Source organism: Thiofilum sp. (assembly GCF_016711335.1).
Taxonomy (GTDB): domain Bacteria; phylum Pseudomonadota; class Gammaproteobacteria; order Thiotrichales; family Thiotrichaceae; genus Thiofilum.
On sequence record NZ_JADJTF010000001.1, the window covers coordinates 3334179 to 3349574 of the forward strand.

A 15396-nucleotide genomic window follows, 5' to 3' on the forward strand; every position below is an offset into this window, starting at 1 on the left:
AAATCCACATTCAAGCACAAAGGGCAAACCTTTAGATTTGCCCCTATAGTATTAATGTAAATCAGCATTAATTGCTTCAATCACAACTAGCGGATTAGCCGCCTGCGTAATTGGACGCCCGACTACTATATAATCAATACCTGCCTGACGCGCTTGCTTAGGTGTCATCACTCGACTCTGATCCCCAGCCGCACTGCCCTCAGGTCGAATACCGGGGGTTACTAGAATAAAGTCAGCACCGCGTTCACGCTTTAACATAGCCGCCTCTTGTGCGGAACACACCACACCGTCTAAGCCCGACTGCGCTGTTAAATGAGCTAAATGACTCACTTGCTGCTCCGGTGTACGGCTTATACCTATCCCGCTTAATTGCTCTTGATCCATAGAGGTCAGTACGGTGACTGCAATCAATAACGGTTTATGCGCAGCGTCTTGTAGGGCTTCTCGCGCGGCCTGCATCATAACCGCTCCACCACTCGCATGCACATTAATCATCCACACCCCTAATTCAGCCGCCGCACGACAAGCTCCTGCGACGGTATTAGGAATATCGTGAAATTTGAGATCGAGAAATACATCAAAACCTTTTTGTACTAATTGGCATACAAAATCAGGTCCTGCCGCCACAAATAACTCAAAACCAACTTTTAATTTACATTGATGGGGAGCTAAAGGCTCAATAAAGCGCAAAGCTTGATCTGCATGGGGAAAATCTAAAGCGATGATTAAACGACTATTACTACTCATCTTAAACTCCTAATCATTTTTCACGGTATCCCATTGATGACAAGCAGGGCAGCGCCATAAAAAATCATGCATCTTATAACCACAGCTTTCACATTTAAATTCGGGGGCTAAAGTAGCAAGGCGCTGAATCGCTCCTGCCAAAGTAGCGGTATAAGTAATAGAGGGTGATATTTGCTGTTCTTTTTGCGCCAATAATTGACTAGCACGCACCATAGCACGAGTAGTGGGTTTAGTTTTTTCTAAAGCTTGTAATACTAATACGCTAATCGCATCGCTTTGTTCAGCCTGTTGGGCAATTTTAATTAAAGGCGCTAATAATTGAGGATCTTGGGTGTGCTGATAAGTATTCAGGGCAAATTGATACAACACTTCACGCTCAAACGGACTACTGTAAATAGTTAATAAGCGTTCACTCAGCATTTCTAATAAGCGTGGCTCTTGTTGAACAGCAGCCTGATAATATTCTAACGCTTGATCCTTTTGGTGACGCTCAACCGCTAAATCACCCCACAATACTTTGACTCGTGCCGAGTGTTCATTTAACTGTGTGGCTTGCTGAAGTTTTTCCTCTACTTTAAATAAGTGACGCTCTTTTAATAATACCTGTGCTTGTTCACAGAGATAATGGGCAATCCACTGCGCTTGTTGCTCTGGATTATGAGTGGCACAACTCGCCATTTCACGGGCTTTTTCCCACTCTTGTAATTTCTCATAAATCAACCGCAACGCCATACAAGCCGGTTCATAATGCGGCTGAGTGCGCAGAATCTCGCTAAACACACTTTCAGCTCGATCTAATAAACCTGCGGCAAAAAAATCCTCGCCTAAGGCAGTCATTGCTGCTAAACGCTGACCCTGACCTAAATCAGCCCGCGACACTAAATACTGATGTACACGTAAGGCGCGATTTACCTCACCACGACTTCTAAATAAATTACCTAGAGCCAAAAAGGTATCGGCGGTATTTTCATCAATATCGGGGTAATTCAGAAAAATATCTAATGCTTTATCGGGCTGCTCATTCAGCAGGTAATTCACCCCACGCACGAAATTCTGAGGAATTTCATCGGGTGGAGTCGGTGGCTTTTTATAGCGCTTACGCGCACTTTGCCAACCCGATAAAAACGCTAAGGGAAGAAGGAGAAATAAAATTTCTTGCATATCAATAAAAAAGGAGGCTCTCGCCTCCCCTTCCGTTAAAGCTATCCAGACAGGATTTACTCCTGAATGGCATAATGCTTTCTCGATTCATTTACTCGTTCCCGCAACTCTTTACCTGATTTAAAGTGCGGTACGTACTTTGAGGGTAGCCCTACCTGCTCACCGGTTTTAGGATTACGACCACTTCGCGCAGTGCGGTGGTGTAATGAAAAACTACCAAAGCCCCGAATCTCAATACGACCCCCTGTTGACAGGGTTTCACTCATATTTTCCAGTAATAATTTGACCGCCAATTCAACATCACGGCTGCTGAGGTGACTTTGTTTGCGGGAAAGCGTATCAATTATTTCAGACTTGGTCATCCTTTCCACTCCTGAATTTATCAGACTTTTTTAATAAAACTATTCCTGTCCCAAAATCATTAACAGGTAAGTTCTTAGACTTACCTGTTAAATGGTCGGCTATCCTTAGCCTAGTATAAGGATGTAATGAGTTAATTACTCACCCATTTGTTCCTTGAAAATGTCGCCTAATGACGTTGAAGCAGAATTACCTTTACTGCTGTACTCTTTCATTACACGCGCTTCTTCATCATGCTCGCGTGCTTTCACAGAAAGGTTGATAGAGCGAGTTTTACGGTCAACGCCCATAAATTTCGCTTCAATATCATCACCTTCGTTGAGCATGCTACGGGCATCTTCCACACGATCTTTGGAAAGCTCAGAAGCACGTAAAATACCTTCAATACCATCGCCTAAGTCAACTTTGGCAAATTTAGCATTCACCTCAACGATTTTACCGTGAACGACTGAACCTTTCGCATGAGCCGCTACGAAGTTAGAGAATGGGTCTTGCTCCATTTGCTTAATGCCTAAGGAGATACGCTCACGCTCTGGATCCACCGCTAATACAACGGCTTCTACTTCATCACCTTTCTTATAGTTGCGCACGGCTTCTTCGCCAGTCACATTCCAAGCGATGTCAGATAGATGTACTAAACCATCAATACCGCCATCTAAACCAATGAAGATACCGAAATCAGTAATCGATTTGATCTTACCGGAAACACGATCACCCTTGTCATGAGAGGTTGCAAACTCTTCCCATGGATTAGGTTGACATTGTTTCATACCCAACGAAATACGACGACGGTCTGCATCGATGTCTAGGATCATCACTTCAACTTCGTCCCCTAAAGTCACTACTTTAGCAGGATTAACGTTTTTATTAGTCCAATCCATTTCAGAGACGTGTACTAAGCCTTCGACGCCATCTTCAATCTCAACGAAGCAACCGTAATCCGTTAAGTTACTGACTTTACCGAATAGACGTGTACCTGCTGGATAACGACGTACTAAATCTTGCCATGGATCTTCGCCTAATTGTTTTAAACCTAAAGATACACGGTTCTTATCACGATCAAATTTCAGTACTTTAACTTCAATTTCATCGCCGATATTCACAACTTCTGATGGGTGCTTCACACGTTTCCACGCCATATCTGTGATATGGAGTAAACCATCAATACCACCTAGATCTAAGAATGCGCCGTAGTCCGTTAAATTCTTAACCACGCCACGTACTGATTGACCTTCTTGGAGATTTTCCAAGAGAGCATCACGTTCAGCACTGTATTCTTCTTCCACAACTGCACGGCGTGAAACCACTACGTTATTGCGTTTTTGGTCTAGCTTAATCAGTTTAAACTCTAACTCTTTACCTTCGAGGTAAGCGGTGTCACGTACTGGGCGTACATCCACTAAAGAGCCGGGTAAGAAAGCACGAATATCGCTCAGTTCAACCGTGAAGCCACCTTTTACTTTACCAGTGATTAAACCCGTAACGATTTCATCATTGTTGAAGGCTTCTTCCAGTACTTCCCAAGCACGCATACGACGTGCTTTTTCACGCGATAAGCGAGTTTCACCAAAGCCATCTTCTACTGTATCGAGTGCTACTTCGACTAAATCACCAATTTGTACGGTGATTTCGCCGCGTTCGTTTTTGAACTGCTCCGCTGGGATCACACCCTCTGATTTTAGACCTGCACTGACGATAATGAAGTCAGGACGAACGTCGATAACAGTGGCATTGACCAGAGAACCGGGTTGCATTTGAGTATAAGAAAGGCTCTCTTCAAACAGTTCAGCAAAACTTTCAGTCATGAATTAAATTACCTGTGAATATGTATCGATAATCGTCACTAACGTCCTGTCATGACGGTCAAAAAAACAAAAGCCCTGACAACTCCCTGTCTGGGCTTCATATCAGCTAACCGGATTATACCCGGATCTTGTGTTGACTTAAGACAATTTTAAATTTATTTAAGCCACTTATCTCACAAGGGATAATATTTTAACATTACTCTAGAGTGCTCTCAAGCCATTATAACGCTTAAAAGGCAGCTAGTTTAAGGTTTTGCGCCATGTTCTGCTTGATAATGCGCCTTATACCAATCTGGCTCACTCAAATTCGTATCAAATAAAAACGCTGCGACGGCCTGAGCGTCTTGATCACTGAGTTGTGGCATGGCTGGCATTAGCCCAAATTTTTTCACCGCCCCCGGCATCAGCACATCATTGGCATTAGGCGCTTTTACCCAAGTAGCCACCCGCTGAATAAAAGCATCGCGCTCAGGATAGGCTTTAATGACATGATCTTTTACCCCGAACATAGGTGGAGCTTTCTCAGCTACATTTTCGGCTGAATGACACGCTAAGCATTGTGTTTGAAATATTTGTGCACCCAGAGCATTAGCGCCTGCTGCCTGATTAGCGCTCTCTGGCTGAGCAACTGCCTCTGTAGTCACTGGTTTTGGTTTGCTATCAGATACAGCAGAATCAGCGCCACCACAAGCCGTCAACATTAAAGCCATGGTTAAATTAACTACCCAAATGTGCATTTTAATCCACCTATCCCTAAAAGAGCGCAATTATAGACCCTAGTTAAAAATTCACTTTTATCTCTTTAGTAGTAGTGTATGGTCAGACTTACTGAATCTGCCAGCAGAGCGTTGTTAAATGAACTACTCCCAAACCTTAAGCCATACTTTGCAAAACTCATCAATTTAATTAAGCCCTTTGTCTTGACAGACTCCAATTATCATCGTTATGCTCTCGTTCAAAGCGTTTTGGATCTTATAACTACGCCTTGAAACCAAAACCTTTAACAACCGCTAACTATACTGTTTTGGAGGAGATCTACATGAGACTCATGTTTAAACAAACTCTCGCAATCGGAACTCTCGTCACCACTTTATTAGCCGCCAGTGTTGCACAAGCGGTACAAGTTAACTTCGTATCAGGTGCTGTAGGCAAAGATATCGAAGTTCTGAAAGAATTAGTTAAACCTTGGGAAAAAGAAACCGGTAATACCGTTAGCGTAGTACCTATGCCTTCATCCACTACTGACCAGTTTGCGCAATATCGCTTATGGTTAGCTGCGGGCAATGCGGATGTTGACGTTTATCAAACCGACGTTATTTGGGCACCACAATTAGCTGAGCAATTAGTCGATCTGACTGAAGCTGCAAAAGATGTCATTCCAGATCATTTCCCTTCTATCATCGAATCACAAACGGTTAATGGTAAATTAGTCGCATTGCCTGTTTTCACTGATGCGCCTGCTCTTTATTATCGTAAAGATTTACTAGAGAAACACGGTGTTGCTGTTCCTAAAACGTGGGAAGAACTCACCGAAGCCGCTAAAAAAGTACAAGATGCTGAGCGTGCCGCTGGTAGCAAAGACCTATGGGGCTTTGTATGGCAAGGTAATGCTTATGAAGGTCTAACTTGTAATGCCTTGGAGTGGGTTAAATCGTTTGGTGGCGGTCAAATCGTAGAACCCGATGGTACTATCTCTATTAATAATGACAAAGCGGCAGCTGCGTTAGATTTAGTTAAGACTTGGGTGAATACTATTTCCCCAGAGGGCGTCTTATCCTATAAGGAAGAAGAAGCACGCGGTGTATGGCAAACCGGTAATGCAGTCTTCATGCGTAACTGGCCTTATGCTTATGCACTCGGTAACTCCGATGACAGCCCGATCAAAGGCAAATTCGATGTCACTACCTTACCTACTGGCGGTGGTAATGCTAATTCCGCAGCAACTTTAGGTGGCTGGAACGTAGCAGTATCTAAGTACTCCAAAAACCCAGATGCAGCGATTTCATTAGCTAAATTCTTAGCTTCTAAAGAAGCGCAAAAAGAAAGAGCATTGAAAGGCTCACAACTTCCGACTATCGTTTCTTTATATGACGATGCGGATATTAAAGCTCAACAGCCTATTATCCCACGTTGGAAAGATGTGTTCCTACAAGCTGTACCTCGTCCTTCTGCCCCTACTAAGAGCAAATATAACGAGGTTTCCTCTAAATTCTGGTCAGCCGTCCACAATACTTTAGCAGGTAAAGGCACTGCCAAAGAAAACCTCGAAGTATTAGAAGCTGAACTAACCGACTTAAAAGGTAGTGCTTGGTAATCTACCAGCCGCTTTTAAGCTAGCGCACTGACTTCAAGCGGGGGAGGAGTACTCTCTCCCCCCTCTATTCAACCATAGTACTCGCTACAGTTAGCCCCCTTGCTCTGTCATTGCAGATTACTTATTACCGCATAGTCGGATCAGACTTGGAGGTAAATCCATGAAATCGGCTTACTCAGAACTCGAAGCGCAACGCATCCGTGCTGCCATGTGGTTTTTATTACCCATGATTGCAGCCCTATTACTGGTTGCTGCTTATCCTTTATTACGCTCTATTTACTTTAGTTTTACTGATACCTCACTCAGCAACCTATATGCAGGTCAATGGATAGGCTTTGACAACTATCTTAGTTGGCGCACCCTACCCTCTGGTCGTACTATTTTTAAAGGTACTTTAGTAGATCCTGCTTGGTGGAATGCAGTCTGGAATACCATACGTTTTGCGGTGGTATCGGTCTTTTTTGAAACCGTACTCGGCTTAATGGTCGCCCTAGTATTAAACGCTAATTTTTATGGTCGCGGTTTAGTACGTGCCGCCATTTTAATTCCTTGGGCTATTCCCACTATCGTTTCTGCTAAAATGTGGGCTTGGATGTTGAATGATCAATTCGGCATTATTAATGACATTATGCTCAATTTAGGGTTAATTTCTCAAAAAATCGCTTGGACAGCTAATCCAGAAACCTCCATGTTAGCGGTGTTAATTGTGGATATTTGGAAAACTACACCTTTCATGGCTTTATTATGTTTAGCGGGATTGCAAATGGTACCGCGCGATATGTATGAAGCGGCTAAACTCGATGGTGTGAGTCCCATTAAAGTATTCTTTAAAATTACCCTACCCTTGATTCGTCCCGCTCTCATGGTCGCGATTATTTTCCGTACTTTAGATGCCTTACGGATTTTCGACCTGATTTATGTATTAACACCTAACTCCTCTAGTACTAAAACCATGTCTATCATCAGCCGTGAGAACCTGATTGAATTTGATAAATTCGCCTATGGATCAGCACAATCGACTATCTTATTTACTATGATAGCCTTGTTTGTCATTCTGTATATTTGGTTAGGTAAAGTTAACTTAAGTGGGGATAAACAATGAACGCCATGTCTATTCTCAAAACCATTGCTTTTTACTGCCTAGTAGTCATTATTGTAGTGACCTCCGTATTTCCCTTTTACTATGCCATTATTACCAGCTTAAAAACGGGTACTGCATTATTTGAAGTAAACTACTGGATTACTAGCTTTAATTTTCAAAACTACTGGGATGTATTAAATAGCGGTGAGTTTCCGCGTAATATTTTAAACTCCGTATTCGTCTCTGCTTTAACGGTATTTTTCTCGCTATTACTCGCAGTAACCGCTTCTTATGCGCTAGCGCGGGTACGTTTTAGAGGACGTGCTTTATTGCTGATGACGATTTTAGCGGTATCCATGTTCCCACAAATTGCGGTATTGGCGGGCTTATTTGAATTAATTCGCTATATCGGTTTATACAATACTCCGTGGGCTTTGATTCTGTCCTATACCATTTTCACTTTACCTTTTACCGTCTGGGTACTCACTACCTTTATGCGTGATTTACCGATAGAAATTGAGGAAGCCGCGATTGTGGATGGAGCTACACCTTGGCAAATCATTACTAAGGTATTCATGCCTTTAATGTGGCCTGCTTTAGTCACCACAGGCTTATTGGCGTTTATTGGGGCATGGAATGAATTTCTATTTGCCTTAACTTTCACCGTCTCTAATAGTGAACGTACTGTACCTGTGGCTATCGGTTTATTATCAGGCGCCTCTCAATACGAAACGCCTTGGGGCATTATTATGGCGGCCTCCGTCATGGTAACCGTTCCGCTGGTTATTTTAGTGCTTATTTTCCAACGTAAAATCGTAGCTGGCCTCACCGCAGGCGGCGTAAAAGGTTAAGGAGTGCACCCATGGCACATATTCAACTTAAAAATGTCCGTAAATCCTTCGGTAAGATTGATGTTATCAAGGGTGTCGACTTAGAAATTCAGTCTGGCGAATTTATGGTCTTCGTCGGTCCTTCAGGTTGCGGTAAATCGACATTGCTGCGTCTGATTGCAGGGCTAGAGACTATTACTTCTGGCGATTTAGTCTTTGATGGTGAACGCGTTAATAGCCTAGCCCCTTCTAAACGCGGTATCGCTATGGTGTTCCAGTCGTATGCGCTTTATCCGCATATGAGTGTGTATGAAAATATGGCGTTCGGCATGAAGCTGGCTAAATCCGATGAGGCTGAAACCAAAACTAGGGTCGAAAAAGCCGCCAAAATGCTGCAAATCGATCATCTACTCGACCGTTTACCGAAACAACTCTCCGGTGGGCAACGTCAGCGGGTAGCGATTGGACGCGCTATTGTACGCGATCCGCGCGTATTCCTGTTTGACGAACCGCTTTCTAACTTAGACGCTGCACTACGGGTTGCCACTCGTTTGGAAATTGCTAAGCTGCATCATGATATGCATAACGTCACCATGATTTATGTAACACATGATCAGGTAGAGGCAATGACCTTAGCAGATCGCATTTGTGTGTTACGCGATGGTTTAGTGGAACAAGTCGGCTCACCGATTGAACTGTATGAGCGTCCTAATTCTATTTTCGTAGCGGGCTTTATTGGCTCTCCGAAAATGAATTTCTTAACAGGTGCTTTTGCTGAACAATATCAATGCGCTACTCTGGGCATTCGCTCTGAGCATATTGAAGTAGATAATGCTAATCCGGTTTGGCAAGGTAAAGTGGTTCACGCGGAAAACCTAGGCTCTGATAACTATCTATTTGTCGATATTGGTTCGACTGAGCCTGTAATTGTGCGCCGTATTGGGAATGATGATGTTCCAGAGGGCACACAACTAGGCTTAAGCCCGATGGCAGGTAAACTGCATCGTTTTGATACTAATGGTAAACCTATTCGCTAATAGTATTGTTTCATTTCCCCGATAAACACTTATCGGGGAAAACCTAATGTCAAATACTGATAATAATTCATTTAACCTTTTACTATTTATGTACTGAGTAAAAGTCATAAAACCATACCTCCTAAACACTCTTCATTTACCTACTTAGAGATAATGCACTATGCCTTCCCAATCAGAACTTAAAACATGGTGGAAAGAAGCAGTCGTCTACCAAATTTATCCCCGTAGTTTTATGGATTCTAATGGCGACGGCATTGGCGATTTAGCAGGTATTATTCAAAAGTTAGACTATCTCAAAAATTTAGGGATTGATGTCATTTGGCTTAGCCCACATTTTGATTCACCTAATGCTGATAATGGCTACGATATTCGGGATTATCGTAAAGTCATGGCTGAGTTTGGCACTATGGATGATTTTGATCAGCTACTGGCTCAAATGCAGCAACGTGGTATGAAACTGATTATTGATTTAGTCGTTAACCACACCAGTGATGAGCACTATTGGTTTGTAGAGAGTAAAAAGTCTAAAGATAACCCTTATCGTGATTACTATATTTGGCGTGACGGTCAGAATAATACTGTACCCAATAACTACCCCTCCTTTTTTGGTGGTTCTGCTTGGGAAAAAGACAAAACTACTCGGCAATACTACCTACACTACTTTGCTAAAAAACAACCTGACCTTAATTGGGATAATCCTCAAGTACGTGCTGAAGTCTATGACCTAATGCGCTTTTGGTTAGATAAGGGCGTATCCGGTTTTCGTATGGACGTTATACCTCTTATTTCCAAACAGACCGATTTACCTGATCTATCACCTGAACAATTGGCTCGCCCTGAGCTTATTTATGCCGATGGCCCGCATGTACATGAGTATTTGCAGGAAATGAATCGAGAGGTTTTAGCGCATTACGATACCATGACGGTGGGTGAAGCACTGGGGATTACTTTTGAGCAAGCGCCTTTATTTACCGACGCCCGTAGACAAGAATTGAATATGATTTTCCATTTTGATTTAGTGCGCTTAGATCGGGAGGTATGGCGTAAATTAGACTGGACCTTGCCAGCCGTTAAAGCGATGTACGGACGTATTGATGCCGCAGCAGGCAGTCATGGTTGGAATACCACCTTTCTGACCAATCATGATAACCCGCGCACGGTGTCGCATTTTGGCGATGATAGCCCCCCATGGCGCTCACTTTCTGCTAAAGCCTTAGCTACTATGATGTTTGCTCAACGAGGTACACCTTTTTTATATCAGGGTGATGAATTAGGTATGACCAATTATCCTTTCCAAGGCATTGAAGATTACGACGATGTGGAGGTCAAAGGGCAATGGCAGGATTTTGTGCTCAGTGGCAAAGTGTCGGCTGAGGAGTATTTAACGCATCTGCGCCAAACCAGCCGTGATAATGCCCGCACGCCGATGCAATGGAATACTCAAGCACAGGGTGGTTTTACTACAGGTAAGCCTTGGTTAGCGGTCAATCCTAACTACTTAGAGATTAATGCGGAGGCACAAATTCATGATCCTAGCTCGGTTTACCAACATCATCAGCGTTTGATTGCCCTACGTAAAGCTAATCCAGTACTGATTTATGGTGCTTATCACGATTTAGACCCTGAACATCATCAGGTCTATGCGTTTACGCGTACTTTAGAGGAGTATGCCTGTCTCACTTTGATTAATTTCAGTCGAGAGGCTATTACTTATCAATTGCCTGAAAGTATTAGGATTAACACCGTACTGTTAGATAATGGTGCTCAATTAGATATACCCCAGCAGAGTAGTCATTCGCTCACGCTGCAACCTTGGCAAGCTACTATTTATAGCCTGAGCTAAAGATTCATTGGGGGGGGCAAAAACTTTTATCTGCCCTTCGACTATTAACTACTGCTAGTATAATCGGCAAATTTGCTAAATATTTCAGTGGGTAGCAGTTTTGATTATGCTACCTGTAGGCGGGGGGCAATATGCATATCAACATGAATATCAGCATAAGGACATGTTAGTGCGCCTTTAGTGTCGCGCTCAATCAAGCCTAACTCGACTAATGCTTGGGCATCTTCATGGACGCGTCTCACGTCCCGTTGTAAATATCGAGCCAGTTCACGTACTCCCACTGTACCCGTTACCTGCAAGGCGCTGATAATCGCCCAGCGGCGCTCACTCAGGCGGGAAAAGAAGATACTAGGTGATTCAAAATTGAGAAACTCACCTTGGTATCCTCCGCGCTGTGCTGCTTTTCCTGCTGCACGCAGTGCCGCTTTCCAATCAGGTTGCAGTGTGATCGTTAATGTGCGTTTTTCCATTTGTCGACCTCTAGCAAAAAATCTTCGATTAATGACTCTATATCTTTGAAAAGATAGGGATACTCAACATCATCCCAATGTTTGTGGTCGCCTTTGCCGCGTTCATTATCAAAACCCACCACTCGTTTGCTATCAACAATATAGACAAGGCGATATTTGTAATGGTGTGTGGTAGGTGGAACAGGTGTGGGAACGTGCCAAACCACCATCTCAATAATGTCACCATTGGGTGCAATGTCTTTGAATTGTGTAATCAGCTCTGCTTTCATGTTGTCAATTATGCCAACATTGATATTCAGAAAACAAGTGACTTACACGGTGCTTCAGGTATATGAGCAAGATGCACACATTTCATTTTTTGGTATTTGAATTTGGTGATGCTTATCATCATTTAAAAAGCCAACGTCATGCATGACGAACACGACGAGGAGTAAACTGTAAAAATCGCGGGCTATCACCGCCTCCGTAGTCGACCGACACACTCGTTAGATTTTTTTGATCAATTCTTTTAAATGTAATTGAAATTGGCTACCGGTAGATTCAACTGTACAAGACTTCTTCTTGTTGAATTCTTCGATAAATATTTTGCCGTACCTTTGTAATCGCATTATATCAGCAGGTTCAAGTGGAGTATCACCAAAACTTGATTTAAATGCTTTTTTGTAAAACCAATGATTTAACTCAACAAATGAACAAAACTCGCCTGCATTTGCTGAATTAAAAATATCATCAGTAGGCATAGTGCTATATTTAATTAACAGTTCTTTATATTCTTCTTCATTAGTACATAAGGATTTATATGTCTCTGTGTGATATTTATCTTGGAGATCATAACGATAACAATTGTTAATATTAAACCTAACCCCAACATTTAAAGGATAAATTTTGTTTTTCCACCATGATGAAAAAAGAGAAGGGTATAAATCCAACTCTAGCAAAGTGTTAATGTTATTAAACTCCGATGATTCATGGTAGAATTTTTTATCATAATCTATGTTATATAGTTTGCCGTATGCAGTAACAACTTTATCTAACAACTGAGATGAAAATGTGCAAGATGTTTTATAAACATCTACGATCTCGTTAACATCAAATTGTTCATTTTTGAACTTTACTTTATAAAACCACCGTCTTGTAACTCCTAAACACTCCCCAAATGCTGAATGTTCTAAGTCCATGAATACTAAGCTATCAAAAACCAGAATGTCATGAAAAATATCTTCTGTATTTTTTAATGATAAATCCCATGAGTATTTCCCAGGTTTATTGAAATCTCCAAAACCAAGTTTTAGTATATACTTCTTATCTGATCTGATTCGGTAGAGTCCAGTAACAATAGATTCTTCTGGTAAAATAAATTTTTGGTGAGCACTCACATTTCTTAAATATTTTAGTATCTGAAAGTCTTTTGAATTATCTTTTTTAAATTCTTTGACTGCGGCACTCAACCATTGAGGTGAGTTCTTCAATGAAGATTCCACAAAAAACAATAAGCTTCTTAATAAATTATTTAAATTTAGTATGAAGTGTTTTGGGTGATGATATGAAAATTCAAGCTGTAATTTATTTTCGTGAATAATCTCTATATTCTGAAGAATAGTAGAGTACTCTTCTGAAAATTTCTCAAAAAATACAGATTGTTTTTCTAACTCAAACATGGGGTCGTAAATCTAACAGTTTATTATGCGGAATCTCGGTATAACATCTTATTCCAGACTCCGCCTAGTCTGGAAAAGTGGGGCTGTATTTTCTTTTTGGCGCGATTCCGTAGTCTGGAATTGATAAATAACAACTCCATCCGGTAGCGACACTTATGGTTGGCAACTATACGACACCCACCTCAACAGCTACAACCGTTTATCCGCAAAAACACTAAAATAGCTACACACTTTTAATTTTAAGGCAGGAACTTAGCAAAAAATAGACATTGGGCACATACGATATACCAATGCATACGCACCCAAGCACTGAAGGAAAATAGGAAAAACCCAGTGAAGAACTCACTAAAAAACGTGAAAAGTCTGCCTAATCACAGCAACTAGGCAGACTTTAAGACCACTAGATCACTAATTGCATTTATTAACTAATCACCGCCCCCTGATCATGAAAGAGCGCAAAACCATTCCCTGCTAATTGCAATTGCCCCTGCACTATCTCAGCCCCTTGCGCAATAATCACCTCACCCACATCCTGCACCGCTACCGAACGAGCTTCAGGTGATAGATTAAACACACATACCACACTATGAGCACGGCTAAACGCTAAGACAGGCTCAGCCGTGGCAAAAAACTCCGTATCTCCGGTGCGTAGTTCAGCAAATTGACGCCGCACTTTCAGCATTTGCTTATAGAAATTTAAAACTGAATCAGGATCGTTTAATTGACCTGCAACATGATTCGCCACCTGCGGCGCTTTAATAGGCAACCAAGGCTGACCTTGGGTAAATCCTGCATTCGGTAAACTAGCATCCCAAGCCATTGGAGTACGGCAACCATCACGCCCTTTATTTTCTGGCCAGAAGCGTAAACCCTGAGGATCAGTTAACTCACTATACTCAAGAGCCGTCTCGGTTTGCCCCAGCTCCTCGCCCTGATACATGCACACCGAACCTTCGAGCGATAATAATAATGCCGCTAATTGCTTAGCCAGCGCCTGACGGTTCACGCCATAACTGGCCCAACGGGTCGCTTGACGCGGTACATCGTGATTCGAGAATGCCCAACACGGCCAACCTTTAGGCGCATCAACAAAGAACTCTTGTACACGCTCACGGATAAACTGTGCACCAAAACCATCACCCAACATTTCAAACGAATAGCACATATGCAAACGCTTGCCCGTGGTGTATTCGCCCATCATCTTAATGGCGTGGTGTGACTCACCCATTTCCCCCACCATCGCCCGATCATCAAACTCATCGAGGAGTGCCCGTAAGCGCTCCATAAAGGCTAAGTTTTCGGGCTGATTTTTAGAGAAAATGTGATATTGCATGGAATACGGATTCCACTCTGGCTTGGCTTTTCTGCGGTAATCGGCGGGGTTATCACGCAATAATGCATCATGAAAATAGAAATTGACCGTATCCAGACGGAAACCATCCACACCGCGCTCTAGCCAAAAGCGCATAGTCGACAACAGCCAATCCTGTACTTCAGGATTATGAAAATTCAGATCCGGCTGCTCGACCAAAAAATTATGTAAATAGTACTGATGACGGCGCGTATCCCATTGCCATGCGCCCCCACCAAATACAGATAACCAATTATTCGGCGGTGAACCATCATGCCTAGGGTCGGCCCACACATACCAATCCGCTTTAGGATTAGTGCGGTTTTGGCGGCTTTCAATAAAGAATGGGTGTTGATCACTGCTATGCGAGATGACTTGATCAATAATGACCTTTAGACCTAACTCATGCGCTCGCGCAATCAAGACATCAAAATCGGCTAATGTGCCAAATTCGGGATGAATATCAGTGTAATTAGAGACATCGTAGCCCATATCCAGCATGGGGGACGGAAAAATAGGCGACAACCAAATCGAGTCAACCCCTAAATCAGCAATATAAGGTAAACGTTCGGTAATCCCTTTCAGATCACCAATACCGTCATTATTACTGTCTTGATAAGAACGTGGATAAATTTGATACGTTACTCCACCGCGCCACCACTCAGTCATAGCATACTCCCCTTAGTCAATTGGAATTGCCTACTATAAAGCATTGCTTTTAATCATTCAAAGCGTTTTG

Annotated in this window: 14 protein-coding genes; 5 read left to right on the top strand and 9 right to left on the bottom strand. The window is 42.5% G+C overall.

Going from position 1 to position 15396, the window contains the following annotated elements; translation table 11 throughout:
- Positions 1–51: 51 nt before the first annotated feature.
- From pyrF to IPL34_RS15680, 5 genes are all read right to left on the bottom strand, one after another.
- The gene (gene pyrF, locus IPL34_RS15660) at positions 52–747 is read right to left on the bottom strand and encodes an orotidine-5'-phosphate decarboxylase (RefSeq protein WP_296842387.1); all 696 of its coding nucleotides are present in this window, start codon (positions 745–747) and stop codon (positions 52–54) included.
- Positions 748–756: 9 nt separating this feature from the next.
- On the bottom strand, positions 757–1908 hold the full coding sequence (locus tag IPL34_RS15665; RefSeq protein ID WP_296842388.1) for a hypothetical protein: 1152 nt from the start codon (positions 1906–1908) through the stop codon (positions 757–759).
- A 56-nt stretch (positions 1909–1964) separates the two neighbouring features.
- Positions 1965–2270: an integration host factor subunit beta gene (locus IPL34_RS15670; protein WP_296842389.1), complete on the bottom strand. Its 306-nt coding sequence runs from the start codon at positions 2268–2270 to the stop codon at positions 1965–1967.
- Positions 2271–2405: 135 nt separating this feature from the next.
- Complete coding sequence (rpsA, locus tag IPL34_RS15675) at positions 2406–4073, bottom strand: 30S ribosomal protein S1 (RefSeq protein WP_296842390.1); 1668 nt, start codon at positions 4071–4073, stop codon at positions 2406–2408.
- A 245-nt stretch (positions 4074–4318) separates the two neighbouring features.
- Positions 4319–4810, bottom strand: a complete 492-nt coding sequence (locus tag IPL34_RS15680; RefSeq protein WP_296842391.1) for a cytochrome c — start codon at positions 4808–4810, stop codon at positions 4319–4321.
- A gap of 302 nt (positions 4811–5112) precedes the next feature.
- Between IPL34_RS15680 and IPL34_RS15685 the strand changes: the two genes are divergently transcribed.
- From IPL34_RS15685 to IPL34_RS15705, 5 genes are all read left to right on the top strand, one after another.
- Positions 5113–6387 carry an ABC transporter substrate-binding protein gene (locus IPL34_RS15685; protein WP_296842392.1) on the top strand — a complete coding sequence of 425 codons (1275 nt, stop codon included), beginning with the start codon at positions 5113–5115 and terminating at the stop codon, positions 6385–6387.
- A gap of 160 nt (positions 6388–6547) precedes the next feature.
- Positions 6548–7489 carry a carbohydrate ABC transporter permease gene (locus IPL34_RS15690; RefSeq protein ID WP_296842393.1) on the top strand — a complete coding sequence of 314 codons (942 nt, stop codon included), beginning with the start codon at positions 6548–6550 and terminating at the stop codon, positions 7487–7489.
- Positions 7486–8319 carry a carbohydrate ABC transporter permease gene (locus IPL34_RS15695; RefSeq protein WP_296842394.1) on the top strand — a complete coding sequence of 278 codons (834 nt, stop codon included), beginning with the start codon at positions 7486–7488 and terminating at the stop codon, positions 8317–8319. The genes IPL34_RS15690 and IPL34_RS15695 overlap by 4 nt, the downstream gene beginning before the upstream one ends.
- Positions 8320–8330: 11 nt before the next feature.
- Complete coding sequence (locus IPL34_RS15700) at positions 8331–9335, top strand: ABC transporter ATP-binding protein (RefSeq protein WP_296842395.1); 1005 nt, start codon at positions 8331–8333, stop codon at positions 9333–9335.
- Positions 9336–9495: 160 nt separating this feature from the next.
- Positions 9496–11178 carry an alpha-glucosidase gene (locus IPL34_RS15705; RefSeq protein WP_296842396.1) on the top strand — a complete coding sequence of 561 codons (1683 nt, stop codon included), beginning with the start codon at positions 9496–9498 and terminating at the stop codon, positions 11176–11178.
- A gap of 104 nt (positions 11179–11282) precedes the next feature.
- On the opposite strand, the gene IPL34_RS15710 is transcribed toward IPL34_RS15705, so the two are convergent.
- From IPL34_RS15710 to IPL34_RS15725, 4 genes are all read right to left on the bottom strand, one after another.
- A complete protein-coding gene (locus IPL34_RS15710; protein WP_296842397.1) occupies positions 11283–11648 on the bottom strand; it encodes a hypothetical protein in 366 nt (121 codons plus the stop codon).
- Positions 11630–11917, bottom strand: a complete 288-nt coding sequence (locus tag IPL34_RS15715; protein ID WP_296842398.1) for a DUF6516 family protein — start codon at positions 11915–11917, stop codon at positions 11630–11632. Before IPL34_RS15715 ends, IPL34_RS15710 begins: the two co-directional genes overlap by 19 nt.
- Positions 11918–12133: 216 nt before the next feature.
- Positions 12134–13306: a hypothetical protein gene (locus IPL34_RS15720; protein WP_296842399.1), complete on the bottom strand. Its 1173-nt coding sequence runs from the start codon at positions 13304–13306 to the stop codon at positions 12134–12136.
- Positions 13307–13727: 421 nt separating this feature from the next.
- On the bottom strand, positions 13728–15326 hold the full coding sequence (locus IPL34_RS15725; RefSeq protein WP_296842400.1) for an alpha-amylase family glycosyl hydrolase: 1599 nt from the start codon (positions 15324–15326) through the stop codon (positions 13728–13730).
- Between the last annotated feature and the right edge of the window lie 70 nt (positions 15327–15396).

Excerpts from the sequence above, each read along its gene's own strand:
- pyrF (WP_296842387.1), bottom strand. The coding sequence starts at position 747 with ATGAGTAGTAATAGTCGTTTAATCATCGCTTTAGATTTTCCCCATGCA.
- IPL34_RS15665 (WP_296842388.1), bottom strand. The coding sequence starts at position 1,908 with ATGCAAGAAATTTTATTTCTCCTTCTTCCCTTAGCGTTTTTATCGGGT.
- IPL34_RS15670 (WP_296842389.1), bottom strand. The coding sequence starts at position 2,270 with ATGACCAAGTCTGAAATAATTGATACGCTTTCCCGCAAACAAAGTCAC.
- rpsA (WP_296842390.1), bottom strand. The coding sequence starts at position 4,073 with ATGACTGAAAGTTTTGCTGAACTGTTTGAAGAGAGCCTTTCTTATACT.
- IPL34_RS15680 (WP_296842391.1), bottom strand. The coding sequence starts at position 4,810 with ATGCACATTTGGGTAGTTAATTTAACCATGGCTTTAATGTTGACGGCT.
- IPL34_RS15685 (WP_296842392.1), top strand. The coding sequence starts at position 5,113 with ATGAGACTCATGTTTAAACAAACTCTCGCAATCGGAACTCTCGTCACC.
- IPL34_RS15690 (WP_296842393.1), top strand. The coding sequence starts at position 6,548 with ATGAAATCGGCTTACTCAGAACTCGAAGCGCAACGCATCCGTGCTGCC.
- IPL34_RS15695 (WP_296842394.1), top strand. The coding sequence starts at position 7,486 with ATGAACGCCATGTCTATTCTCAAAACCATTGCTTTTTACTGCCTAGTA.
- IPL34_RS15700 (WP_296842395.1), top strand. The coding sequence starts at position 8,331 with ATGGCACATATTCAACTTAAAAATGTCCGTAAATCCTTCGGTAAGATT.
- IPL34_RS15705 (WP_296842396.1), top strand. The coding sequence starts at position 9,496 with ATGCCTTCCCAATCAGAACTTAAAACATGGTGGAAAGAAGCAGTCGTC.
- IPL34_RS15710 (WP_296842397.1), bottom strand. The coding sequence starts at position 11,648 with ATGGAAAAACGCACATTAACGATCACACTGCAACCTGATTGGAAAGCG.
- IPL34_RS15715 (WP_296842398.1), bottom strand. The coding sequence starts at position 11,917 with ATGAAAGCAGAGCTGATTACACAATTCAAAGACATTGCACCCAATGGT.
- IPL34_RS15720 (WP_296842399.1), bottom strand. The coding sequence starts at position 13,306 with ATGTTTGAGTTAGAAAAACAATCTGTATTTTTTGAGAAATTTTCAGAA.
- IPL34_RS15725 (WP_296842400.1), bottom strand. The coding sequence starts at position 15,326 with ATGACTGAGTGGTGGCGCGGTGGAGTAACGTATCAAATTTATCCACGT.